At 61.1% G+C, this 22848-nt stretch carries 21 protein-coding genes; 1 reads left to right on the top strand and 20 read right to left on the bottom strand.

The features are described from left to right. Positions 1–11 precede the first annotated feature (11 nt). The 11 genes from KJF94_RS11765 to argH all read right to left on the bottom strand — a co-directional run bounded on the left by KJF94_RS11765 (position 12) and on the right by argH (position 12069). Complete coding sequence (locus tag KJF94_RS11765; protein WP_214383563.1) at positions 12–1163, bottom strand: acyl-CoA dehydrogenase family protein; 1152 nt, start codon at positions 1161–1163, stop codon at positions 12–14. 3 nt (positions 1164–1166) lie between these two features. Further along, entirely contained in the window at positions 1167–2273 is a 1107-nt protein-coding gene (locus tag KJF94_RS11760; protein WP_214383561.1) for an enoyl-CoA hydratase/isomerase family protein, read from the bottom strand. Positions 2274–2524: 251 nt separating this feature from the next. Beyond that, the gene (locus KJF94_RS11755; RefSeq protein ID WP_214384848.1) at positions 2525–3232 is read right to left on the bottom strand and encodes an HPP family protein; all 708 of its coding nucleotides are present in this window, start codon (positions 3230–3232) and stop codon (positions 2525–2527) included. 157 nt (positions 3233–3389) lie between these two features. After that, entirely contained in the window at positions 3390–4568 is a 1179-nt protein-coding gene (locus KJF94_RS11750) for an MFS transporter (RefSeq protein ID WP_214383559.1), read from the bottom strand. Positions 4569–4674: 106 nt separating this feature from the next. Then, the gene (locus KJF94_RS11745; protein WP_214383557.1) at positions 4675–6054 is read right to left on the bottom strand and encodes an MmgE/PrpD family protein; all 1380 of its coding nucleotides are present in this window, start codon (positions 6052–6054) and stop codon (positions 4675–4677) included. Continuing rightward, a complete protein-coding gene (locus tag KJF94_RS11740; RefSeq protein ID WP_214383555.1) occupies positions 6051–6938 on the bottom strand; it encodes a polysaccharide deacetylase family protein in 888 nt (295 codons plus the stop codon). The genes KJF94_RS11745 and KJF94_RS11740 overlap by 4 nt, the downstream gene beginning before the upstream one ends. Next, complete coding sequence (locus tag KJF94_RS11735) at positions 6931–7779, bottom strand: polysaccharide deacetylase family protein (RefSeq protein ID WP_214383553.1); 849 nt, start codon at positions 7777–7779, stop codon at positions 6931–6933. The genes KJF94_RS11740 and KJF94_RS11735 overlap by 8 nt, the downstream gene beginning before the upstream one ends. Positions 7780–7917: 138 nt before the next feature. Then, positions 7918–8742 (bottom strand): ABC transporter substrate-binding protein, encoded by an 825-nt coding sequence (locus KJF94_RS11730; protein WP_214383551.1) that lies wholly within the window; start codon positions 8740–8742, stop codon positions 7918–7920. 38 nt (positions 8743–8780) lie between these two features. Further along, the gene (locus KJF94_RS11725; protein ID WP_017339042.1) at positions 8781–9545 is read right to left on the bottom strand and encodes an amino acid ABC transporter ATP-binding protein; all 765 of its coding nucleotides are present in this window, start codon (positions 9543–9545) and stop codon (positions 8781–8783) included. A 10-nt stretch (positions 9546–9555) separates the two neighbouring features. Then, a complete protein-coding gene (locus KJF94_RS11720; protein WP_214383549.1) occupies positions 9556–10434 on the bottom strand; it encodes an amino acid ABC transporter permease in 879 nt (292 codons plus the stop codon). A 207-nt stretch (positions 10435–10641) separates the two neighbouring features. Then, on the bottom strand, positions 10642–12069 hold the full coding sequence (argH, locus tag KJF94_RS11715) for an argininosuccinate lyase (protein ID WP_017339040.1): 1428 nt from the start codon (positions 12067–12069) through the stop codon (positions 10642–10644). Positions 12070–12365: 296 nt separating this feature from the next. On the opposite strand from argH, the gene KJF94_RS11710 reads away from it, so the two are divergent. Then, positions 12366–13337 carry a LysR family transcriptional regulator gene (locus KJF94_RS11710; protein WP_214383547.1) on the top strand — a complete coding sequence of 324 codons (972 nt, stop codon included), beginning with the start codon at positions 12366–12368 and terminating at the stop codon, positions 13335–13337. Here KJF94_RS11710 and KJF94_RS11705 read toward each other — a convergent pair. Genes KJF94_RS11705 through arnB form a run of 9 tightly spaced genes read right to left on the bottom strand, consistent with a single transcriptional unit; the run spans position 13282 to position 22698 of the window. Continuing rightward, positions 13282–13842, bottom strand: coding sequence for a GNAT family N-acetyltransferase (locus KJF94_RS11705; protein ID WP_214383545.1), 561 nt, complete (start codon positions 13840–13842; stop codon positions 13282–13284). The genes KJF94_RS11710 and KJF94_RS11705 overlap by 56 nt on opposite strands. A 58-nt stretch (positions 13843–13900) precedes the next feature. Next, positions 13901–15280: a UDP-glucose dehydrogenase family protein gene (locus KJF94_RS11700; RefSeq protein ID WP_214383543.1), complete on the bottom strand. Its 1380-nt coding sequence runs from the start codon at positions 15278–15280 to the stop codon at positions 13901–13903. Then, positions 15277–15678, bottom strand: coding sequence for a 4-amino-4-deoxy-L-arabinose-phosphoundecaprenol flippase subunit ArnF (arnF, locus tag KJF94_RS11695; RefSeq protein ID WP_214383541.1), 402 nt, complete (start codon positions 15676–15678; stop codon positions 15277–15279). Before arnF ends, KJF94_RS11700 begins: the two co-directional genes overlap by 4 nt. After that, a complete protein-coding gene (arnE, locus tag KJF94_RS11690; RefSeq protein WP_214383539.1) occupies positions 15675–16019 on the bottom strand; it encodes a 4-amino-4-deoxy-L-arabinose-phosphoundecaprenol flippase subunit ArnE in 345 nt (114 codons plus the stop codon). The genes arnF and arnE overlap by 4 nt, the downstream gene beginning before the upstream one ends. Further along, entirely contained in the window at positions 16016–17665 is a 1650-nt protein-coding gene (gene arnT, locus KJF94_RS11685; protein ID WP_214383537.1) for a lipid IV(A) 4-amino-4-deoxy-L-arabinosyltransferase, read from the bottom strand. The genes arnE and arnT overlap by 4 nt, the downstream gene beginning before the upstream one ends. Beyond that, a complete protein-coding gene (gene arnD, locus KJF94_RS11680; protein ID WP_214383535.1) occupies positions 17662–18546 on the bottom strand; it encodes a 4-deoxy-4-formamido-L-arabinose-phosphoundecaprenol deformylase in 885 nt (294 codons plus the stop codon). The genes arnT and arnD overlap by 4 nt, the downstream gene beginning before the upstream one ends. Then, entirely contained in the window at positions 18546–20537 is a 1992-nt protein-coding gene (gene arnA, locus KJF94_RS11675) for a bifunctional UDP-4-amino-4-deoxy-L-arabinose formyltransferase/UDP-glucuronic acid oxidase ArnA (protein ID WP_214383533.1), read from the bottom strand. Before arnA ends, arnD begins: the two co-directional genes overlap by 1 nt. Further along, positions 20534–21553, bottom strand: a complete 1020-nt coding sequence (gene arnC, locus KJF94_RS11670) for an undecaprenyl-phosphate 4-deoxy-4-formamido-L-arabinose transferase (RefSeq protein WP_214383531.1) — start codon at positions 21551–21553, stop codon at positions 20534–20536. Before arnC ends, arnA begins: the two co-directional genes overlap by 4 nt. Further along, a complete protein-coding gene (gene arnB, locus KJF94_RS11665) occupies positions 21550–22698 on the bottom strand; it encodes a UDP-4-amino-4-deoxy-L-arabinose aminotransferase (RefSeq protein WP_214383529.1) in 1149 nt (382 codons plus the stop codon). The genes arnC and arnB overlap by 4 nt, the downstream gene beginning before the upstream one ends. Between the last annotated feature and the right edge of the window lie 150 nt (positions 22699–22848).

Below are 22848 nucleotides of genomic sequence, written 5' to 3'. Positions count from 1 at the left end.
GCTTTTAAAGGTCACACAAGGTAGTTTTTCAGCTCCCGGGCAATCACCATCCGCTGTATCTCGCTCGACCCTTCATAAATCTGCGTAATCCGCGCATCCCGGTAGTAACGCTCCACCGGGTAATCCTCCAGATACCCATACCCGCCATGGATCTGCATCGCCGACGAGCAGACCTTCTCGGCCATTTCCGACGCAAACAGCTTGGCCTGCGAAGCCTCCGACAAACACGGCTTGCCCGCACTGCGCAACCGCGCGGCGTGCAGGATCAGCAACCGCGCGGCATTCAGACGGGTGTGCATGTCGGCCAGCATATTGGCAATGCTCTGGTGCTCGATGATCGGCTTGTCGAACTGCACGCGATCACGGGAGTAGGCCAGCGCAGCTTCGAACGCGGCACGGGCGATGCCCAACGCCTGCGCGGCGATGCCGATGCGTCCGCCTTCGAGGTTGGACAGCGCAATGGCCAGGCCTTTACCGCGTTCGCCCAACAGGTTGGCTTCGGGAATGGTGCAGTTGCTCAGGGTTACCGCACAGGTATCGGAAGCACGGATGCCCATCTTGTGTTCGGTGCGATCAACGATGAAACCGGCGGTATCGGTCGGCACCAGAAACGCGGAAATACCGCGCTTGCCCAGATCCGGATCGGTCACGGCGAACACGATCGCCAGTTTCGCCCGTTTGCCGTTGCTCACAAATTGCTTGGCGCCGTTGATCACCCACTGGCCGTCGCGCAGTTCGGCGCGGGTGCGCAGGTTGTGCGCTTCGGAGCCGGCTTGCGGCTCGGTCAGGCAGAAGCAACCGATGGCCTGGCCGCTGGCGAGATCCGGCAACCAGGTCTTTTTCTGCTCTTCAGTGCCGTAGTTCAACACCGGCCCGCAGCCCACGGAGTTGTGGATGCTCATCAGTGCGCCCGTGGCGCCGTCGCCAGCGGAAATCTCTTCCACCGCCAGGGCGTAGGCGACGTAATCAACATAAGTGCCGCCCCATTCCTCCGGCACCACCATGCCCAACAGCCCCAGTTCGCCCATCTTCGCCACCAGACCGTCGTCGATCCAGCCGGCCTTTTCCCAGGCTTGCGCGTGGGGCGCGATTTCGCCGCGGGCAAAATCCCGGGCCATGTCGCGGATCATGACTTGTTCTTCGCTCAATTCGATATCGTGCATGGCTCAGTTCCCGCTCCGGTCAAACCCTGTGAAGAAACTCGCGACATGCCCGGCGTCCAGCGCTTGCAAGGTCGGCGGGTTCCAGCGCGGGCTCTTGTCTTTGTCGATCAGCAAGGCGCGCACGCCTTCGATGAGGTCGCCGCGCTCGAACCATTGACGGTCCAGGTGCAGTTCGAGGGCGAAGCAGTCTTCCAGGCTCAAGTGCCGACCGCGCCGCAGCATTTCCAGGGTCACGCCCATGGCCAGCGGTGAACGGCTTTCCAGCAGATCGGCCGTGGCCGTCGCCCATTCATGGCTGTCGGCAACCGTGACTTCGCGCAGTTGCTCAACAATACTCGGCACGTCGGGAAGGGCGAAGAAGTGATCGATGGCCGGGCGCAGTTTGCTCAGTGGCGCATCGGGCAATTGCTGCACCGCGAGTTGCGCCAGCAGGCCTTGCAGGTCTTTTAGCGGCGTGTCGCGCCACGCCAGTTGATCGAGGCGATCGTCCAGGATCACCAGTTTTTCGCTGTCCAGATACCAGTCGGCCAACCCGCAATAGAGGGCGTCGGCTGCGCGGATCTGCATGCCGCTGACACCGAGGTAAATACCCAATTCGCCAGGAACCCGGGGCAGGAAGTAACTGCCGCCGACATCCGGGAAGTAACCGATTGCCACTTCCGGCATCGCCAGACGGCTTTTCTCGGTCACCACCCGCAAGTCAGCGCCTTGCACCAGCCCCATGCCGCCGCCCAGGACAAAACCGTCCATCAAGGCGAGTACGGGTTTGCGATAGTGGTGGATAGCGAGGTCGAGGGCGTATTCCTCGACAAAGAAATCTTCATGCAGCGTGTCGCCATTCTTGAAGCTGTCATACAGCGAGCGAATGTCACCGCCGGCGCAAAAGGCTTTCTCGCCAGCGCCGCGCAAAACCACGGCGTGAATCTGCGGATCGTTCGCCCAGGCGTCGAGCTGGCGGTGCAGGTGGCGGACCATGTCCAGGGTAATGGCGTTGAGACCGGCGGGGCGATTGAGGGTCAGGTGACCGATGTGGTTGCGAACCTCGGCCAGCACTTCATTTTGCGTGGCATCCATGGACGAAGTCCCCTTCGATGAAACCTGAGCAGTCATCACTAACTCCCTGCTTTTATTGTTCTTTATAGAGAAGCTCGCGCGCGAGCGATGCTGGATCGTAACAGTGCAAATTTGTGATGTACAACCGGGATATGTGCAGGTTCTTTCTGCATATTTGCAAGGGTGAAATATTCAATGAATGGCTGTTGTAGGAGCGAGGCTTGCCCGCGAAGGCGTCAGCATTTTCAACATATCAGTTGACTGACACTCCGCCTTCGCGGGCAAGCCTCGCTCCTACAGAATGCGATCTAGGCACTACGACTCAGCACTTCACCAATGCTGCGGCGTTTGGCGTGGAGTTCGCTGGCATGGATCAGCTGTTCAAGGTCTTCGGGCGTGACGTCGAAGAAGGCTTCCATGTCCGCCAGGGCCAGCTTCAGGTCCTCGGCGGTGATGGCCTGGCGATCGATCGGCGGATGATCGGCAGGTACCACGCCCACCGGTTCACTGGCGCGCTTGGGGTAACGGATGCGCGTCAGGTTGTTATAAACCAGGGCGCTGAACAACATCGTCGAAGCGCCGAGCATCACCGGAGCGAGGGCTTTCCAGTCCAGGGCGATGGTTGCCGGATCGGCCAACACCAACGTCAGGGCCAATGCGCCGGCCGGCGGATGCAGGCAGCGCAGCCAGCACATCAGGATCAGCGCCATGCCCGCGGCTAGGCACGCGCTGCCGAGCGTGCGCCCAAGCACGTGAGCCACCAGCAGCGCGATCACGCCGGCACTCAAGTAGCCGCCGAGTATTGACCACGGTTGCGCCAGCGCGCCGGAAGACACCGCAAACAGCAGCACCGCCGAGGCACCCAGCGGTCCGATCAGGTGCTGTGCGACTTCGATGCCGAATACCTGGGAGCAGAGCCAGACACTGAACATCGTGCCCAACGCCATGCCGATGGCGGCGCGGCTCCATTCCGAGGGGCGGGTGTTGATGGCGGCAGGTAACCAGCGAGCGAGCATTGGCAGACGACCCATGAAAGAATCGAGGCAAAAAAAAGGCTTAGCTGGGATACCCAGCAAGCCCTTGAAGGTGTTCCAACAATTGGGGGAGGAACGAGGCACAGTGTGCCGTTCATTCCACATGCTGACAAATTCATATTAATGCAGCTTGAGTGCATTATTTTTGCTGCAAGGCGACCCGGCGACCACTCATGAAACACAGGAAGCCGCCCATGGCGGTCAGTGCGCTCAGGGCATAAAACATCGTCGGCGCCGGCGTGTGCATCAGCAGGAAACCGCAAATCACGGGGCTCAGCGCACCGCCGAGGGCTGCGAGGTTCTGCGCGCCGTAGTAGCTGCCGCGCAATTCCTCAGGTGCCAGAGTGTCGACGAAGAGGAATTCGGCGGGGTAAATGATCATCTCGCCGAGGGTGAAAATGAACATTGCCACGCACCAGGACACGAGACTGTCGGCCAGGCTGAAGCCGATCAGGCCGAGGATGAACAGGCTGGTACCGCCGGCAATCCAGTAGCGCAGTTGTTCACGCTTGAGGAAACGCCCGATCTGGTATTGCAGCAGGATCACGCTGATGGCGTTGCAGGCGAGCAAGGCGGCCATGGTTTCCAGGGCGCGCTTGGAGTCGTGGGTCACCAGCAGGTATTGCGACAGGTACAGGGTGAAACGCCCGTGGACCACGGTGCTGAGCAGACAGCCGCAGGTAAACATGATCAGCGTGCGGTCGTTTTTCAGGGTGATCAGGGTTTTCAGGAAACTCTGTGGCTGACCGATCGCGGGTGTCTGCGCCGAGTCCCTGGGGATTCCGCTCATTAAAAAGATGCTGAAAAACGCGATGGCGCCGGCAATCAGGAACGGCGCGATCGGGTACACCCCGGCAATCACCACGCCGAGCATCGGACCGGTGGCGTAGCCGATGTTGGTCAGGGTGTAACGCAGGGAAAAGGCCTTGGCGCGCTGGCCCATGGGCAGGTTTTCACTGAGGATCGCCTTCGACCCGATCAGGAACAGCGCCGACGCCGTTTCAGTGATCACCAGGGTGAGGGTGGTCAAATACAGGTTTTCGGCGAAAGTCAGCAACACGAAACCGATGGCGCTGGAGAGCATGGCGAGGATCAGCAGCCGGCGCTTTTCGAGGCGGTCGATGATGTAACCGCCGTAGAGCGCGAGCAGGGTGGCGATGAACACCGCGATGCCCAGCAGCAGACCAACGTCCTGTTGGTTGAGGCCGAGCTTGTTGCTCAGGAATAGCGTAAGCAACGGGCTGGTGATGGCGCGGCTGACGACGATGGTCAGCGAGACGATCATCAAACGGCGGATAACGAGCGAGTAAGTGGCCACGGTGGGGCAAATGTCCTTATTCAGATTTCAGGGTGTTCGTCGATGTACCGAGTCGCGGCCATTCGCGGGCAAGCCTCGCTCCTACAGGGTGTTGGTGTCCGCATGATCAACGCATGACCTGTAGGAGCGAGGCTTGCCCGCGAAGAGGCCCGCACAGGCAAAACACCGATTCAAGCGTGTCCAACTGCCACAATTGCTCAAGCAATCCCTCCGCCTGATCCCGAGGCATCACCCGCTCGGCCAGACTGAAAAACTTTTCCTCCAGCGCCTCATCACTCAACGGATTCCCCGGTGCACCCAACGGTGGATCGACACAAAGACTCGCCTGCCGACCGTCCACGGTCCGCACGCTGACAACAGGCTCGCCATCCTCTGACAGTTGCAGGTCCACTTCAAGGCGAATGCGCGACATCCACTGGGCAACCCGCGGTTCGCGCCGCTGTTCATCGTCATAGGCTTCCAGTCGGCAATGGCCATGCACCAGCCGGGCGGCGAGGGCGTACGGCAGGCTCATCTGCGCGGCCGCCAGCGTGCTCACGTCCTGACCGCCGCACATGTCCTGCAGGAAACCGCACAACGACACCTGAATGTCCTCGACCTGATCGACGCTGACCTGCAGTTGTTCCAGCAACAGCCCCAACGCGTCGATGGCCGAATGCGTCCCTCGGCATGAGGCATACGGCTTGATCGAACAGCGGGCGAGTTTCCACACCGTCCCGAGATCCGCATCCAGCGCTTCAGGTTGAGCGGTCTCAACGGCCAGGGTCTTGAGAAACCCGCCCCAGACGTCATCGAATAACTTCGTCGGCCCCGTGACGCCTTGCAGTGCAAACCGTGCTGCCAGCAATCCACCCTCGGCCGCGCGACCGCTGTGCAGTTTTTTACTTTGCGAGCCATCGTGGATGAAGGCCCACAATCCGCCGCTGAAACTGCCGGCGATGCCCAGTGCCGACACCATTTGTTCGACGTTCAAACCCAGGATGAGCCCACTCGCGGCCGCCGCGCCGAATACGCCGCAGGTCGCCGTGGAGTGCCAGCCGGCGCCGTTGTGCGCCGAATATCCACCACAGGCTTCGAGCGCGCGGCGACCGACGTCGTAACCGATGACCACGGCGGTGATCAACTCGCGACCGCTGACAGGCCTTGCAGACATCGACACCGCGGCCATCACCGCCGGCAGCACCATCGCGCCGGAATGATCGCAGCCACCGGTGTCATCCAGTTCCAGCGCATGGGCGGCGACGCCGTTGAGCATGGCGGCCTGAGCGGCACCGACCCGCACCTCCGTGCCCCAGACCAGCGTGGTGCCGCTTTCACCCTCGAACACCTGACGCGCCTGCTTCGCCACGTCGCTGCCAGCCCCGGCCAGCGTCGCGCCAAAGGTGTCCAGGATGTGCCGCGTGGCTTGCGCCACCAGTGCCGGTGGCAAGTCTTCAAATCGTGTGTCGACGCAAAACTGCGCCAGTCGTTGCAGGCGTTCGGTCATAGGAGGTGATCCCGATAGTGCCGCTCGTACACCGACGCGGGGTGATCCTCGGCCACCGGCGGCGCGGATTCAGCCCACCATTGAGCGACGTCGGCACCGGTGGCGATCCACACGTCGTCGTGCTGCTGAATGCCCTGCAGCAATTCGCGCAACACGCCAATCCGTCCCGGCGTGGCAATGATCTCCGGATGCAACCTCAGCACATAACAGAGCCCGAAGCGGTGAAACCCGGCGAAATCCATTTGCAGGTTGCCCAGGGTGTGGCTGTAGGAAGCGATCCGCGATTGCGCCGGCGGCACCGCCGGGCTCAGGTTGAAGGCGAAGTAGGGTTCGTCTTCCAGTTCGTAGTGCAAGGGCAGTTCTATCACGCCGGGGGCCGTGGGGTGAGCAAATGGCAAATCGTCGCCACGCCACGAGGAAGACCAGCGAATGCCTTGATCCCGTAACGCCTCGATGAACCCCGGCGCACCGTTGCCGGCGGGAATGCGAAACCCGGTCGGGCGTTGACTGGTGAGCGCTTCCAACGCTTCGCAGCCACGGGCGATCTCGGCGCTCTGCTGCTGCAGATCGAGGGTGTCGTAGTGCTGGTGACGATACCCGGCGCAGGCAATCTCATGCCCACCCGCCTGGATCGCCCGGATGTGTTCCGGGTTTTCCTCGGCAACGATGCCGGGGACAAACCAGCTGCTGCGAACACCCAGCTCTTCGAACAGACCAAGCAAGCGGTCGACACCGCGTTGTGTGCCGTAACGCCAGACTGACAGCGTCTTGTCGCGCCCGGCGACTTCGGGCGCCTGGGTGAGAATGCCGTGGATGTCGTTGTAATCGACGGTCAGCACCACGGCGCAGCGATAGCCTTTGGGCCAGAGAGTGGAATCAGCCATGGTGATGCTCCTTCAGCCACCACTGGGCGACATCGCGGCAGGTGGCGAACCACACGTCGTCGCGCTGGCGCATGTGTTCGAAGAGTTTTTCCAGCAACAGGATGCGTCCCGGTTTGCCAGTGATCTTGGGGTGAAACAGGGTGGTCAGGCACAACCCTTCATTCATGGCGCCGTCGTATTCGCGGCACCAGTTGTCCAGCGTCAGCTCATAACTGGCGGTGCGGTCCAGCCCCGAGGGGAAGTCTGGCGCACGGGTGTAGGCGAGGGAGGCGTAGTCATCCATTTCCCAGCGGCCGGGGATTTCCACCAGCGGTGTTTCGAAGCCGGGGACATTGACCAGATAGGGCCGGTCATCGCCGCGCATGCTGCTGGAATAGGTCACGCCGGCTTCCACCAGCATCGCCGGTGTCTCGGCCCGCCAGTCGCCGGACGGCGTGCGGAAGCCTTCGGCGCGGATGTTCAGGTGTTTCCAGAACACCTCGCGGGATTTGTTCATCACGTCCTTTTGCTGTTCCAGCGTCAGGGCGTAAAAGGATTCGTGTTTGTAGCCGTGGTACGCCACCTCATGCCCGCGCTCGACGATCGCCTGGCACTGTTTCGGCCAGTTCTCCACGACCCAGGCCGGGACGAAGAAGGTGGTCGGTATCCGGAACTCATCGAGCAGATCGAGAATCCGCGGCAGTGCGCGGTAAGGGCCGTAACCACCGAAACCGAAGTACTCGGGCTTGTGCCAGATCGAGCCGTTGAGCATCGCATCACCGGTCGGGCCATCGAGGTCGAAGGCCAGGGCGAGGCAGGCTTTGTGCTGGTCGGGCCAGGTGGGTTGGGGTGAGGAGGACATCTTTGCGCTCCATTCATCTAAAGGTAAACACAACCCCTGTAGGAGCGAAGCTTGCTCGCGAATGCGGTGTGTCAGTCAGTGAAGATGTTGAATGACACACCGCATTCGCGAGCAAGCTTCGCTCCTACAGGGCAAGCATTACTTGCCGGCGTTGATGGTCGCTGTCTTGATCGCGCCCAGTTCCAGGTCCCATTTTTTCAGGATGGTGGCGTAGCTGCCGTCATCGATCATGCTCTGCAACGCGACCTTCACCGCTTCGCTCAGCTCAGGCTTTTTCTTGCTCAGGCCCATGCCGGAGAACTGCACGGAAATCGGCTGGCCTACCGTTTTGTACATGTCCTTTTCCTGAGTCTTCAGGTACGACAACGTCTCGCTGCCTTGCATCGCTGCATCGATACGGCTCTGACGCAGTTGCGCACGGGCATCCGCCGAACCTTCGGTGCCGATCACCACGATGGCCGGTTTGCCGGCGGCTTCGCAGTTGGCCTTGCTGTATTCAGCGATTTCAGCCGGGAAAGTAGTGCGGCGGCTGGTGCCGACTTTCTTGCCGCACAGGTCGGTGATTTCGTTGAAGTCCTTGTTCTTCTGCAGGGTGTAGAACTGCGGACCGCTGGTGAAATAGTCGACGAAGGTCACGCTGGCCTGACGCTCTTTGGTGTCGGTCATGCCCGACAGCACCATGTCGACGCGATCGGTGGTGAGCGCGTTGATCATTTGTTCGAAGCCGGTTTCCTGCCACTTGATCTTCACACCCAGGCGTTCGGCCAGGGCGTTGCCCAGATCAACGTCCACACCGGTGAGGGTATTGGTGGCCGGGTCCTTGAAATCCATCGGCGGGTAGTTCGGCATGATCGCTACGACGATCTCGCCTTTTTCCTTGATGCTGGCCGGCAATTCGGCGGCGAAGCTGACGCTGGATGCCATCAGGCCTGCGAGTACTGCTGGGATTACGAAGTTCTTCATGGTCGTTCTCTTATGAGTGTTGTTACGCCAGCCGGCGTTTAGGTTCGAACGGCAGAAATGAAGCTTTGGGTGCGTGGGTTTTGCGGACTTATTAGTATTTCTTCGGGGCTTCCTGCCTCCACGATCTGCCCGCCGTCCATGAACACCATGCGGTTGGAAACCTCACGGGCGAAGCCCAGTTCATGGGTGACGACGATCATGGTCATGCCGGTTTGCGCCAGATCGCGCATCACCGACAGCACCTCACCGACCAGCTCCGGGTCGAGTGCCGAAGTGGGTTCATCGAACAGCATCAGCTTGGGCCGCATGGCCAGGGCACGAGCAATGGCGACGCGTTGTTGCTGACCACCCGAAAGTTCGATCGGGTAGCTGTTGCGCTTGTCGGCCAGGCCGACGCGGGCGAGCAGTTCCACGGCTTCTTCGTGCGCCTCTTTGGGCGAACGCTTGAGCACCTGGCACGGCCCTTCGATGATGTTTTGCAGCACAGTCATGTGCGGGAACAGGTTGAAACGCTGGAACACCATGCCGGTAGACAGGCGTTGACGGGCGATCTGCGCTTCGTTGAGTTCGTGCAGTTTGTTGCCGGCGATGCGGTAACCCACCAGTTCGCCGTCGACCCACAGGCCGCCCTTGTCGATTTTCTCCAGCTGGTTGATGCAACGCAGCAAGGTGCTTTTGCCGGAGCCGGACGGGCCGATGATGCACAGCACTTCGCCTTGCTCGACTTCGATGTTGACGTCCTTGAGTGCGTGGAATTGGTCGTAGTACTTGTTCAGGCTCACGGCCTTGACGATGCTTCTCATGTGGGGCTCCTCAAGAACGCTTGCCGGCGCCGCGAGCGAAACGACGCTCCAGACGGCTTTGACCGAAGGACAGGACAGTGACGGTGGCCAGGTACCAGATACCGGCGACGATCAGCAGCTCCATCACTCGGGCGTTGGCGTAGTAAATGTTCTGGGCGTTGTAGAGCAATTCCGAGTACTGGATGACGCTCGCCAGGGAGGTCATTTTCACCATGCCGATGAATTCGTTGCCGACCGGCGGAATGATCACCCTCATGGCCTGGGGCAAAATGATCCGGCGCAGTGCCTGCAGACGCGGCATGCCGATCGACTTGGCCGCCTCGTACTGTCCGGTGTCCACCGACAACAGGCCGGCGCGGACCACTTCGGCGGTGTAGGCACCCTGGTTGATGCTCAAACCGAGGAGGGCGGCGACGAAGGGCGTCATCAGGCTCACGGTGTCCATTTCGAACAGGCCGGGGATGCCGATGGTGGGGAAAATCAGCGCCAGGTTGAACCACAACAGCAGTTGCAGGATCAGTGGCGTGCCGCGGAACAGCCAGGTGTAGGTCACCGCCACGTAGCGCAGGATCGGGTTGGCCGACATGCGCATGATCGCCGTGATCACCCCGAACACAATGCCCAGCCCCATCGCCAGCACCGCCATGACGATGGTGTTGAGCAAGCCCCACATGATCGCCTGGGACGTGAGGAACTGGCCGATGTACGACCATTCGATCTTGCCTTCGGCGAAGGCCCGCACCAGGCCGATGATCGCGATGACGATCACCGTGGCGAAAAAGATCCGCCCGTAATAACGCCGTGGCACGTGATCGTACTGGGTGATATCGAACTGGTTTTCCGCCAGTTTGCGCTCCGCCTGGAGTCGTTCTGCCTGAGTCTGGCTCATGTTGTTTCTCCGTACGCCGCCCATTGACTGCGGCGCGTGGTGCTCGGGTTCAAAGCGGTATTGATGGCTTACCGCTGGTTCTTCGTGTTAAACGCGATCCCTGTGGGAGCGGGCTTGCCCGCGATGAGGTCGTGTCAGTCGCCATCCATGTTGGGTGAGAGACTGCTATCGCGGGCAAGCCCGCTCCCACAGGTTTTGTGTGTGGCCTTAAAGACGGAAGCCCTGATAGTTCTCGGTCCATTGCTGCTGCGCAGCGAGGGCGGTCTTCAACCGACCGATCTGCTCACGTACCTGCTGCGGCGCGGTGCCACCCCAGCCACTGCGAGCGGCGATGGCAGCTTCGAGGGTCAGGCTGTCGCGCACTTCCGGGGTGAGACGCGGATCGATCTCGGCCAGCAGCGCCGGGGACGCTTCCCACAATTCGATGTCGTGCTTCTCACAGGCCTGAACCAGCGCGCCGGTGATTTCATGGGCCTCCTTGAACGGCACGCCGCGCATCGCCAACCAGTCAGCGACTTCAGTGGCGAGGGTGAAACCGAGCGGTGCCTGACGGCGCAGTTCTTCGACGTTGACCTTCATGGTCGCGACCATCCCGGCCATGGCCGGCAGCACCAGCAGCAAGGTGTCGACGCTGTCGAGCACGCCGTTCTTGTCTTCGCTCAAGTCGCGGTTGTACGACAGTGGCAGGGATTTCAGCGTGGAGAGCAGGCCGGTGAGGTTGCCGATCAGGCGACCCGCCTTGCCCCGGGCCAGTTCGGCGATGTCCGGGTTTTTCTTCTGCGGCATGATCGAACTGCCGGTGGCGTAGGCATCATCCAGGGCGACCCAGCGAAATTGCCGCGACGACCACAGGCAGAATTCTTCGGCGAGGCGGGAAATGTTGATGCCCAGCATGCTGGCGATAAACAGGAACTCGGCGACGTGATCGCGGCTGGCCACGGCATCGATGGAGTTTTCGCAGACGCCGCTGTAGCCCATTTCCTTGGCCGACTGTTGCGGCAGGCGTGCGATGGCGGAACCCGCCATGGCAGCGGCACCCAGCGGCGACAGCGAGGTGCGTACGTCCCAGTCCACCAGCCGTTGTACGTCACGCAGCATCGATTGGGCGTGAGCCAGCAAGTGGTGAGCGAAGACGATCGGCTGCGCTTGCTGCAAGTGGGTGAAGCCCGGGCAGATGCTTTCGATGTGTTGTTCGGCCTGATCCACCAGCGCTTGTTGCAGGGCCAATACTTCAACGGCGAGGGTGCGCACATGGTCACGCAGGAACAGACGCAGGTCATTGGCGGTCTGGTCGTTGCGCGAACGGCCGGCGCGCAGTTTGCCACCCAGGGCGCCGAGGCGTTCGGTCAGCAGGCGTTCGATGAAGGTGTGGACGTCTTCGTCGTCGAGGGTTGGTGCGATGCTGCCGGCGTTGAAGTCAGCACCGATACCTTCCAGCGCGGCGAGCATGGTCAGGGTTTCCTGCTCGCTCAACAACCCGGCGCGCTGCAGTTCACGGGCATGGGCCTTGGAACCGGCGAGGTCGTACGGGGTGAGGCGAAAGTAGCGCTCGGGGCAACGGGACAGGGCCGCCAGGGCTTCGGACGGGCCGCTTTTGAAGCGTGCACCCCAGAGACGGTCGGTGGTTTGAGACATTGTTGTTTTCCTCGTCGGTAAAGCGAACTGAAATCGGTGTGCCGGGCCGCAAACACCCGCCGCAAATCAATTGGGCGTGGTCAGACCAAAGCAGTTTTCAAGAGGGCAGTTGCGTCAATGCGAGAGCTGATCGAAGTGTCAGCTTTTAATGGTTCGAAATCAGTGAGTTGGCACTGAAGTACGGGGATTATTAGCGGTTGCCAAGCCTGGTTTTCTGTGTTCATTATTATTGGCCAGCTATGTTTTTGTTGTTGGACACAGGTTGTTGAATAGCGCGCCAGAGGTAAATAAGCATTATGGAAACCCCACTTTCCAATTCCGGAAACCCCGCGCCAAAACCGGTGCAACGGGCGCCGCTGGCCCTCAGCGGGCTGGATTTCAAACTGCTCAAAGTGTTCAAGGCCGTGGTCGAGGCCGGTGGTTTCAGTGCGGCGCAGAACGAGCTGAATGTGGGGCTGGCCGCCATCAGCAAACAGATTTCCGACCTCGAGATCCGCATCGGTATGCGCCTGTGTACCCGAGGCCGCGAGGGCTTTCATCTGACCGAAGAAGGCCGTCTGGTGTATCAGGCGTCGATTGATTTATTTGCGTCGGTCGATAACTTTCGCGATCGGCTTAGTTCAGCGCAAAACGAACTTATCGGCGACCTTGGCGTGGGCGTTATTGATAATACGATTTCCGATGTTAATTCGCCGTTAGTTGCAGCGCTTAAGCGAATAAATGAAGCGTCACCGAAAGTAAGGTTTCAACTTCAGGCGTCGCAACTGGATGAAGTGGAAAGAGGCGTCGTAGAGGGACGGTTAGTGGCCGGCATCGTGCCGGTTTATCAGAAACGTGAAGAGTTCGATTATTACGCGCTGTATGAAGAACGCTCGGAAGTTTACTGCGCGGTCGGTCACCCGTTGTTCGCGGTGCCGGAGGCAGAAATCGACAGCCAGGTACTCAAGGATTACGAGTGCATCAACCACCGCTACGCGATCCACCGCGACAAATTGAATTTTGCCCGGTACGACAGTTTTTCGGCCTCGGCCACCCAAGTGGAAGCCGTGGCGCTGCTGATCAAGACCGGGCGCTTCGTGGGTTTTCTACCGCAGCATTACGCTGCTTCGATGGTCGCCCAGGGGCAATTTCGCGCAGTGCGACCGGACCTGATCCACATCAGCACGCCGTTCAATCTGATCCTGCGGCACAACACCGTGCGCAGTCCGCTGGTCAAGGCGTTCGCCCAGGCATTGGGGGTTGATTTGAAGGCGCCGGTTCAAGGCTGAAGCGCATTGCACAACGGCGCTCACCGGGCAATCCGTGGGCGATTTCGTCGTTTAATACCCGGGTTAATCGCGGGCCTGTTTCAGCAGGGCTCAATGTTGCGAAACCCATGCGCCGATAAAACAGTTCATTCCATGGCAAGTCGCGGAACGTGGTCAAAGTCAGACCGGCGAGTTCTTGCCCGCGAGCGTATGAAACTGCGGCTAACAGCAACTTTCGACCAATGCCCCGGCCCTGAAAGGGCTGGCTGACGGACAGTTCCTGAATATGCAGTTGGTTATCGACTTCCACCGCGCAGAGAAACCCCGCAAGTGCACCCTCGGCCGATTGCGCCACCCAAACCTGCCCGGTTTCGATGGCCCGTTGATGATGTTCGGCATCGGGCACAGGGCTGTCGGCCAGCCAGGCCAATGAAGGATCAACGCGAAACAATCCAGCCGCGCAACGTTCGATGTCGGGGAGGGAAGGGGCGTCGGCAGATCGCGCCCGGCGTACATGAATAGTCATGCCGGCTAATGTAGCAGCTGCCGAACCGGCGAGGCAGCTGCTACCCCGGATGACGCAATCAAGCGACGTCGGAAGCCGCCGGCCATTGCTGATACGGAATCGGTAACTTGCGTGAGTCGCCGCGCCCCATCGGGAAGTACATGAACCCGTTGCGCGCCAAGCGATCAGCGTCATACAGGTTGCGTCCGTCAAAGATCACCGGGGCTTTGAGCCGTTGCTGGATCAGGTTGAAATCCGGTGCCTTGAACTGTTGCCACTCGGTGCAGATGATCAATGCGTCGGCGCCGGCCAGCACCGATTCCGGGGTGCCCATGAGCATCAGCTTTGCTTCGTCGGGGTACAAATGCTGGGTTTCCTGCATCGCTTCCGGATCGAACGCCCGCACGCTGGCACCGGCGGCCCACAGCGATTCGAGCAGCACGCGGCTTGGTGCGTCGCGCATGTCATCGGTGTTGGGTTTGAACGCCAGGCCCCACACGGCGAAGGTCTTGCCGCGCAGATCGCCCTTGTAGAACGCGTTGATGCGTTCGAACAGCTTGTGTTTCTGCCGCTGGTTGATCGCTTCCACCGCTTGCAGCAGGTCACTGGAGCAATGCGCTTCCTCGGCGCTGTGGATCAGGGCGCGCATGTCTTTGGGGAAACACGAACCGCCATAACCGCAGCCGGGGTAGATGAAGTGATAGCCGATGCGCGAATCAGCGCCGATGCCCAGGCGCACCGATTCGATATCGGCGCCAAGGTGTTCGGCCAGTTCGGCGATCTGGTTGATGAAGCTGATCTTGGTCGCCAGCATGCAGTTGGCGGCGTACTTGGTCAGTTCGGCACTGCGCAGGTCCATAAACATGATCCGGTCATGGTTGCGATTGAACGGCGCATAGAGATCGCGCATGACGTCGCGCACGTCATCGCTTTCGCAGCCGATGACGATACGGTCCGGGCGCCGACAATCGGCCACGGCCGAGCCTTCTTTCAGAAACTCCGGGTTGGACACGATCTCGAACTGCAACAACCGCCCGACCTTGATCAGGCATTTGTCGATGTGCGCGCGCAAGGTATCGCCGGTGCCCACGGGAACAGTGGATTTCTCCACCAGAATCACCGGGTGTTCGCGATGACGGGCTACCGCTTCGCCCACTGACAGCACGTAACGCAGGTCCGCCGAGCCATCGTCCCGGGACGGCGTGCCCACCGCGATGAACAACACCTGGCCGTGTTGCACCGCGAGTTTTTCATCGGTGGTGAACTGCAGTCGCCTGGCTTCGAGGCTTTCACGCACCAGGCTGGCGAGCCCCGGTTCGAAAATGCTCACGTGGCCCTGTTGCAACAACTCGACTTTTTTCTCGTCGATGTCCATGCAGACTACGTCGTGGCCGACTTCAGCCAGCACAGCGGCCTGCACCAGGCCCACGTAACCGCTACCAAATACACTGATTTTCATAGGTCACTCCTGAAGTTGGACGCATGAGCAGGTCGAGAGTTGATGGTGATGACGCCAAGGATGACCAGGGCCACTCCGAGGCTTTTGGAAAGGTTGAAATCTTCGTTGAACACCGGCAGCGCGGCGGCGAGCAGGTACACCAGCGCGTAGCTGATGCTCAACAGCGAGTAAGCCCGGCCCAGCGGCACATCGCGCAGGGCGGCGAGCCAGCTGAACATCGACAGGGCATAGGCAAGGATGGCGGCCAGCACCACGACCACAGCCGTCGGATCAATGGTGGCCGTCAGCCAGTGTTCGGGTGACGGCAGGCGCGTCATGCTCCAGCGCATGCCCAGCTGCGCGGCGCTGCCCAGCAGCACGCTGCCGAGGGCGAAGGTGAGGCCACGGCGCAGGCTCATGTGTGCAGTCCCAGCAGAATTACGCCGCCAATCACCAGCGCCACGCCCAACCAGTGACGGCGGTCGATGGGTTCGTGGAAGACGAAGCGGGCGATCAGGGTGATCAGCACGAAATTCAGGCTCAGCATCGGGTAGGCGACGCCGACTTCAAGGCGCTGCAACACCAGCAGCCACACCAGCAAGCCCGCGCCCAGCGCGGCGATTGCCAGCCACAACCATGGCGAGCGCAGTTTTTCGCCCCAGCCCGACGGCTGGCCACGCCAGTTCTCCACGGCGTTTTTCTGGGCGATCTGGCCCAGGCAGGTGAGCAGGCAGGCTGCCAACACCAGCAATAGGCTCATGACGCACCCTGAGGAAAAATCAAAATCACAAGGTTGCCTTGTTCATAGCGTTTGCCATCCTTGGGCAAGCGTTCGATTTCACGCAGCTCGTCCTCCCCTTTGACCCGCATCAGCACACCCACCGAACCGTTCTGGCGAGCGTCGCGCATCCACTGCTGCACGCGATCGGGGTCGACGCGCTGCTGCGCGCCGTCAGGATAAGCGAGGCCATATTTCAGTTCGCCTATCGTGTTGTACAACGCCACGTCCGGACGTTTCAGGCGCCAGGCCAGGGCCGAAGCGGCGCCCAGATCGTTGCTTAGCAGCGTGCCGGCCTGACCGAGTTCCTGTGCATGCTCAAGGACGAACTGGTCGGGCATCTTGTTCGCCACAACCGCTTCGGGCATCGCCGCCGGTAGAACGCCGATCAGCAGCAGACTGCCAAAGGCCGGCGCCGCCCAGCATTGCAACGGCCGGAACGCCTGCAGCAAGTTGGCCATGATCCAGCCGATCAGGCCGATGAACACCAGCACCAGGCTGTGCAGTTCGTGGTCGTACAGTGGTTTTTTCAGTTGCAGGTAGACGAGGGCGAGCAGGGTGGTCAGGCCCAGCAGCAGGTTGAGCAAGCCATTGATGCCCAGCGCCCGGCCTTGCTCCAGCCGCAAGCGATCCGCCAGTGCGTTGCCCAGCAACAAGGCCATTGGCAACAGGCACGGCAGGATGTAGCTCGGCAACTTGCCTTTGCTCAGGCTGAAAAACAGCAGCGGCATCAGCAACCACAACAGCAGAAAGCCGATGCTGGCCTGACGACGTGTTTGCCACGCCGTTTTCAGCGCCGACGGCAACAGCGCGACCCACGGCAGACTGAACGCCACCAGCAACGGCAGGTAGTACCACCATGGAGCGTCGTGCTGCGCGTCGTCCCCGGCAAAGCGGCGAATGTGTTCGTGCCAGAAGAAAAATCGCCAGTAATCCGGTTCCTGCGCGTGCACTGCCAAGACCCAGGGCAGGCTCACGGCGATGGCCACGACAATCGCCAACGGACCGTAGATCAGCAGCTCGCGCCAGCGTTTCTGCCAGACCATCCAGGGCAGGGCGATCAGCACCGGCAGCAGCCAGGCGAGAAATCCCTTGGTCATGAACCCCATGCCACACGCCATGCCCAGCAACGCCCAACCGAACAGGCGCTGGCCACGGCTGACGCTGTCCAGCGCAAACCACAAAGCCACCAGACTCAGGTTGACCCAAAAGGTGAATTGCGGATCGAGGTTGGCGTAACCCGCGGCGCCGGCGACTACGGTGAGACTCATGTACAGCAGCGCACAGGCAAAACTCTTGCGCGGTTCGTTCCAGAGCCGGCGGGCGATCAGGTAACACAGCAATACGCTGAGCCCGGTGCTGAGGGCCGAGGCGAAGCGCACGCCGAACAGGTTCTGGCCAAACAACGCCTGACTGGCGGCGATCATCCAGTAACCGGCCACCGGTTTTTCGAAGTAGCGCAGGCTCATGAAATGCGGCGACACCCAGTCGCCGCTCAGGAGCATGCCCTGGCTGATTTGCGCGTAGCGGGTTTCGTCGGGAATCCACAAACCGTGGCTGCCCATCGGCAGCAGGTAAGCCAACAGAAAAATCCCCAGCAGCAGCGGCAATGCCCAGCGCTTGCTCATACGCCTTGCACTCCGAGCCAGCCTTCGCGACCTTCGAGCGTGCCACGCAGTACGCGACCGGTCGGCAGGGTGCCGGGCGCCTCGGGCAGCAGATTGCCCAAGGGTTGAAAACGGATGTTTCGCCGGCGCGCATCGGCCAGCAGTTGACGAAAATCGTTGGCCATCAGAATCCCTTCTACTTCGGCGTGGACCGTGTAGACGTTGAGGTTTTGCGCAGTGAACCGGTCAAGGATGAAGGCGTTGAATTCACTGGCCGCGACGGCCGGGCCGACCACCTCATCGAAGGTGGGCAGGTCCACCGGGATCTGTGGTGCGCCCAGACCACCATTGGCTAATGTCGGCCGGAAGAGACTGCGGCCACGACAATCGCTGTTGTAGCGAAAACCGAAACCTTGTTTGGCTTCGATCACCCGCTCATCCGCCCGCCATCCCGCGGCCGCCGAGCACTCGACTTTTGCGCCGAGGATGTCGCTCAGCGTGTCCACGCCCTGGCGTATCTGCTCGATCAACTGCGCGTCGCTCCAGCGCCCGGCATTGGCTTGCCAGCCGTGGTGATCCCAAGCGTGCAGGCCGACTTCATGCCCGGCCGCCCGGGTTTGACGCATCAAGTACCCGAGATCGCGGCCAATCGGCTTGCCCGGCCACGCGGTGCCGGCCAGCAGAATGTCCCAGCCGTACAGGCCGGCGGCGTTGGAGCGCAGCATCTTCCAGAGAAACTGCGGGCGGATCAGGCGCCACAAGTGCCGCCCCATGTTGTCCGGCCCAACGCTGAAAAAAAACGTAGCTTTGACCTGGGCCTCATCGAGGATTTCCAGCAGCCGAGGCACACCCTCACGGGTGCCACGGTAGGTGTCGACATCAATCCGAAGACCCGCGTGCATTAGCTTTTGTCCGCGATTTCGAGCATCGCTTCACGCAGGAAGAAATCCAGGGTGTTGCCGATGGTTTCACTCATCTCCACGGTCGGCGTCCAGTCCAGTAACCGCTTGGCGTTGTCGATGCTCGGTTTGCGGTGGGACACGTCCTGATAACCCGCACCGTAAAACGCTTTGCTTTCGACGTCGCGGAACCCGGCAAATGGCGGGAAGTTGTGGCGCAGCGGGTGCGCTTCGAACTGACGCAGCAGCTCTTCGCCCAACTGACGGATGCTGGCTTCGTTGTCCGGGTTGCCGATGTTGATGATCTGGCCGTTGCAGGCGTCGTTGTCGTTGTCGATGATCCGCGCCAGCGCTTCCACGCCGTCGGCAATGTCGGTGAAGCAGCGTTTTTGCTCACCGCCGTCGAACAGGCGAATCGGTGTGCCTTCCACCAGATTGAGGATCAATTGCGTGATCGCCCGGGAGCTGCCGATTCGTGCCGAATCCAGCCGGTCCAGACGCGGGCCCATCCAGTTGAAGGGACGGAACAGGGTGAAATTCAGGCCTTTCTGGCCGTAGGCCCAGATCACCCGGTCGAGCAGTTGCTTGGAGATCGAGTAGATCCAGCGTTGCTTGTTGATCGGCCCGACCACGAGGTTGGACGTGTCTTCGTCAAATTTGCCGTCCTGGCACATGCCATAGACTTCCGACGTCGACGGGAAGATCACCCGCTTGTTGTATTTGACGCAGTAGCGAACCAGTTTCAGGTTCTCTTCGAAATCCAGCTCGAACACCCGCAGGGGGTTGCGGGTGTATTCGATCGGCGTGGCTATCGCCACCAGCGGCAGGATCACGTCGCACTTCTTGATGTGGTACTCGATCCACTCGGAATGGATGCTGATATCGCCTTCGACGAAATGGAAATTCGGATGGCTGCGCAAACGCTCGATGGCGTCGCAGCCGATGTCCAGGCCGTACACCTCGTAGCGGTCATCACGCAGCAAACGCTCGGACAAGTGATTGCCGATGAAGCCGTTGACGCCGAGGATCAGCACCCGCGTGCGGCGTGGCGTGCGCCCGGATTCGGCACCGCGCAGCACGGAACCGTCGACCAGACCAAGTTCGCCCGCCAGTTGCGGGCCGCTCAGGTACAAGCCGTTGTCGTTACGCTGACCGGCGCTGATCACCAGCGAATCTTCGCCGCAGGCGATGCGCAGCGGGTCGACGCTGATAACCCGGCCCGGCGCCAGGCCTTCGTTGCCCTTGACGACGTGCGCGCTCCAGACAATCAGCTTGTGTTCGCCGACGGCGCAGAACGCGCCGGGATAAGGTTGGGTGACGGCGCGCACCAGGTTGAACAGTTGCTCGGCCGGGCGCTTCCAGTCCAGTTTGCCGTCGGCCGGGGTGCGGCGGCCGAATACCGTGGCTTGGGATTCGTCCTGCGGAGTTTCAGTGACTTTGCCGGCGAGCAACGCTGGCAAGGTGTCACGCAACAGGTCGGTAGCGGCCACGCGCAGTTTGCCGTGCAGGCTCAGCGCGGTGTCGGTGCGCTCAATTCCAACCTTCTTCTGGGCGAGGATGGCGCCAGCGTCGGCCCGCTTGACCATGCGGTGCAGGGTTACGCCGGTTTCGCTTTCGCCGTTGACCAGCACCCAATTGGCCGGCGCACGACCGCGATAGCGCGGCAGCAACGAACCGTGCAGGTTGAACGCGCCTTTGCGTGCCGTGGCCAACAGCGGTTCGCTCAGCAGATGGCGGTAGTAGAACGAAAACAGGTAATCAGGTTTGAGCTGGCTGATGCGCTCGATCCACAACGGGTGGTTGACGTCTTCCGGGGCGTGCACCGCAATGCCCCGGCGCGCGCACAGTTGCGCAACGGAGGCGTAGAAAGCGTTCTCCTTGGGATCATCGGCATGGGTGAACACGGCGGCAATTTCGTAACCGCTGTCGAGCAGGGTTTCGATGCCGGCACAGCCAATATCGTGATAGGCGAAAACAACAGCTTTTGCGCTCATGAGAGAACCTGATCTGAAGAAGTGGAAGTGAGGCCGTCAACGGTGACCACGGGAGCGGGTGTGGCGGGCTGGCTGCGCAGGACTTTTTCGATGAAAAACCGCGGACGGGCGCGGACATCGCTGTACATCCGCCCCAGGTATTCGCCCAACAGGCCCATGCCGATGAACTGGCCGCCGGTGAACACGAACAACACGGCGAACAGCACGAACGTCCCGTCGCCGGCCCAACTGGCGCCGAACACCAGCCGCAGGACGATCAGCGCGGTGGCGAACGCCACGCCCAGTCCGGCCATGGCGAAGCCAACAATGCTCAGCAGCCGCAACGGCGTGGTGGTCATGCAGGTGATCAGGTCGAACATCAGGTTGACTAGGAGCATCGGGCTGTACTTCGATTCGCCGTGTTCGCGTTCGGCGTGGGTCACCAGGATTTCCGTGGTGTGCCGGGCGAAGCTGTTGGCGAGGATAGGGATGAAGGTGCTGCGTTCGCGGCAGGCGAGCATCGCGTCGACAATGGATCGACGGTAAGCGCGGAGCATGCAGCCGTAGTCGCTCATGGCGACGCCGGTGGAGCGCTGCACGGCGAGGTTGATCAGTTTTGACGGCCAGCGGCGCAAGGCCGAATCCTGGCGATTGCTGCGCACCGTGGCAACCACGTCATAGCCGAGTTCAGCCTGGGCCACCAGGCGTGGGATCTCTTCGGGCGGGTTCTGCAGATCGGCGTCGAGGGTGATGACGACATCGCCCTTGCACTGCTCGAAACCGGCCATGATTGCCGCGTGCTGGCCGTAATTGCGGTTGAGAATGACCGCCACCACGGGGCTGCACTCGCGGCTGGCGGCCTCTTCGAGGATCTGCGCGGAACTGTCGCGACTGCCGTCATCGACCATCACGATTTCGTAGTCATGGTGCAATTGCTGGCACGCCGCTTCGGTGCGCCTGAGCAATTCGGGCAGGCTGTCTTGTTCGTTGTAGACCGGGATGACGATCGACACGCAACGGATCGGATAAGGTTTCACAGGCGTGTGTCCAGTGTGAGTTCGATGGCGCTGACGACACGGTCGACGTCATCGTTGGTCATGTCGGGGAACAACGGGATCGAGCACAGGCGCGCCGAATTCCATTCGGTGTTGGGCAGATAGATGTTGGGGAAACGCTGGCGGTAGTAGGTGTGCAGGTGGGTGGCGATGAAGTGGATGCCGGTGCCGATGTTCTGCGTCTGCAGGGCTTTCATGAACGCTTCACGGTCGAGTCCGCAGCGCTCGGCGTCGATGCGCAGGATGAACAGGTGCCACGCGTGCTGCTGCGGGTAAAGCGGAATGGCCAGTGGTTGCACCGGTGAGCCTTCCAGACGCTGCAAATAGCACCTGGCCAGCGCGGCACGCTTGGCGTTGATCTCATCCAGGCGTTCCAGTTGCACCAGGGCGATGGCGGCATTGATGTCGGCCAGGTTGTATTTGAAACCGGGCTCGATCACCTGGGCCTGGGGTTTGCGGCCGTGGGTCATGCGGTCGTAGGCATCGACGCCGAGCCCGTGGAATTTGAGCATGCGCACGCGGTTGGCCAGCGCTTCATCGTCACTGACGAACATCGCGCCCTCGGCGCAGGTCATGTTCTTGATCGCGTGAAACGAGAAAATTGCCGTGCCTTTTGCGCCGACGTGACGGTTTTTGTAGCGGGTGCCTGCCGCGTGGGCGGCGTCTTCGATCACCGGGATGCCGTGTTTGTCGGCCAGCGCGTAGAGCGGATCGAGATCGAACGCCGCGCCGGCATAGTGCACCGGAATGATCGCCCGGGTGCGCGGGGTGATGGCCGCTTCGATGTGCTCGACGCTGCTCATCAGCGTGTCGCGGTCAACGTCGACAAACACCGGGGTCGCGCCCAGCAGGCAGATCATGTTGGCGGTGGAGACCCAGGTCTGGGACGGCGTGATGACTTCGTCGCCGGGACCGATGCCCAATGCCAGTAGCGTGACATGCATGGCGCCGGTGGCCGAGGACAGTGCCACGGCATGGAGGCATCCAACATAGTTGGCGAAGTGTTCTTCGAGTTGCTGGTTTTTCGGCCCGGTAGTGATCCAGCCGGAGCGCAATACTTGCTCTACGGCGGCTATTTCTTCATCACCGATACTGGGGCGGGAGAAGGGTAGAAAAACCTCACTCATGGAAAACCTCGGGGCGTAGGCCGTCCTTCGGCATGAGTGCCGAAATAAACGGGATTTCAACGGTTTAGTGACCTGTCGGGCACGAGCCTTATTTGACTTTTGCAGCCATGGCCGGCAGGTTGGGAGCCCATCGAGGGTCACCGGGTAGAG

This window comes from Pseudomonas hormoni (genome assembly GCF_018502625.1).
Taxonomy (GTDB): domain Bacteria; phylum Pseudomonadota; class Gammaproteobacteria; order Pseudomonadales; family Pseudomonadaceae; genus Aquipseudomonas; species Aquipseudomonas hormoni.
This window is presented reverse-complemented; position numbering and strand designations above follow the sequence as displayed.

Coding starts and splice junctions, on each gene's coding strand:
- KJF94_RS11765 (WP_214383563.1), bottom strand. CDS start 1,163: ATGCACGATATCGAATTGAGCGAAGAACAAGTCATGATCCGCGACATG.
- KJF94_RS11760 (WP_214383561.1), bottom strand. CDS start 2,273: ATGACTGCTCAGGTTTCATCGAAGGGGACTTCGTCCATGGATGCCACG.
- KJF94_RS11755 (WP_214384848.1), bottom strand. CDS start 3,232: ATGCTCGCTCGCTGGTTACCTGCCGCCATCAACACCCGCCCCTCGGAA.
- KJF94_RS11745 (WP_214383557.1), bottom strand. CDS start 6,054: ATGACCGAACGCCTGCAACGACTGGCGCAGTTTTGCGTCGACACACGA.
- KJF94_RS11740 (WP_214383555.1), bottom strand. CDS start 6,938: ATGGCTGATTCCACTCTCTGGCCCAAAGGCTATCGCTGCGCCGTGGTG.
- KJF94_RS11735 (WP_214383553.1), bottom strand. CDS start 7,779: ATGTCCTCCTCACCCCAACCCACCTGGCCCGACCAGCACAAAGCCTGC.
- KJF94_RS11730 (WP_214383551.1), bottom strand. CDS start 8,742: ATGAAGAACTTCGTAATCCCAGCAGTACTCGCAGGCCTGATGGCATCC.
- KJF94_RS11725 (WP_017339042.1), bottom strand. CDS start 9,545: ATGAGAAGCATCGTCAAGGCCGTGAGCCTGAACAAGTACTACGACCAA.
- KJF94_RS11720 (WP_214383549.1), bottom strand. CDS start 10,434: ATGAGCCAGACTCAGGCAGAACGACTCCAGGCGGAGCGCAAACTGGCG.
- argH (WP_017339040.1), bottom strand. CDS start 12,069: ATGTCTCAAACCACCGACCGTCTCTGGGGTGCACGCTTCAAAAGCGGC.
- KJF94_RS11710 (WP_214383547.1), top strand. CDS start 12,366: ATGGAAACCCCACTTTCCAATTCCGGAAACCCCGCGCCAAAACCGGTG.
- KJF94_RS11705 (WP_214383545.1), bottom strand. CDS start 13,842: ATGACTATTCATGTACGCCGGGCGCGATCTGCCGACGCCCCTTCCCTC.
- KJF94_RS11700 (WP_214383543.1), bottom strand. CDS start 15,280: ATGAAAATCAGTGTATTTGGTAGCGGTTACGTGGGCCTGGTGCAGGCC.
- arnF (WP_214383541.1), bottom strand. CDS start 15,678: ATGAGCCTGCGCCGTGGCCTCACCTTCGCCCTCGGCAGCGTGCTGCTG.
- arnE (WP_214383539.1), bottom strand. CDS start 16,019: ATGAGCCTATTGCTGGTGTTGGCAGCCTGCCTGCTCACCTGCCTGGGC.
- arnT (WP_214383537.1), bottom strand. CDS start 17,665: ATGAGCAAGCGCTGGGCATTGCCGCTGCTGCTGGGGATTTTTCTGTTG.
- arnD (WP_214383535.1), bottom strand. CDS start 18,546: ATGCACGCGGGTCTTCGGATTGATGTCGACACCTACCGTGGCACCCGT.
- arnA (WP_214383533.1), bottom strand. CDS start 20,537: ATGAGCGCAAAAGCTGTTGTTTTCGCCTATCACGATATTGGCTGTGCC.
- arnB (WP_214383529.1), bottom strand. CDS start 22,698: ATGAGTGAGGTTTTTCTACCCTTCTCCCGCCCCAGTATCGGTGATGAA.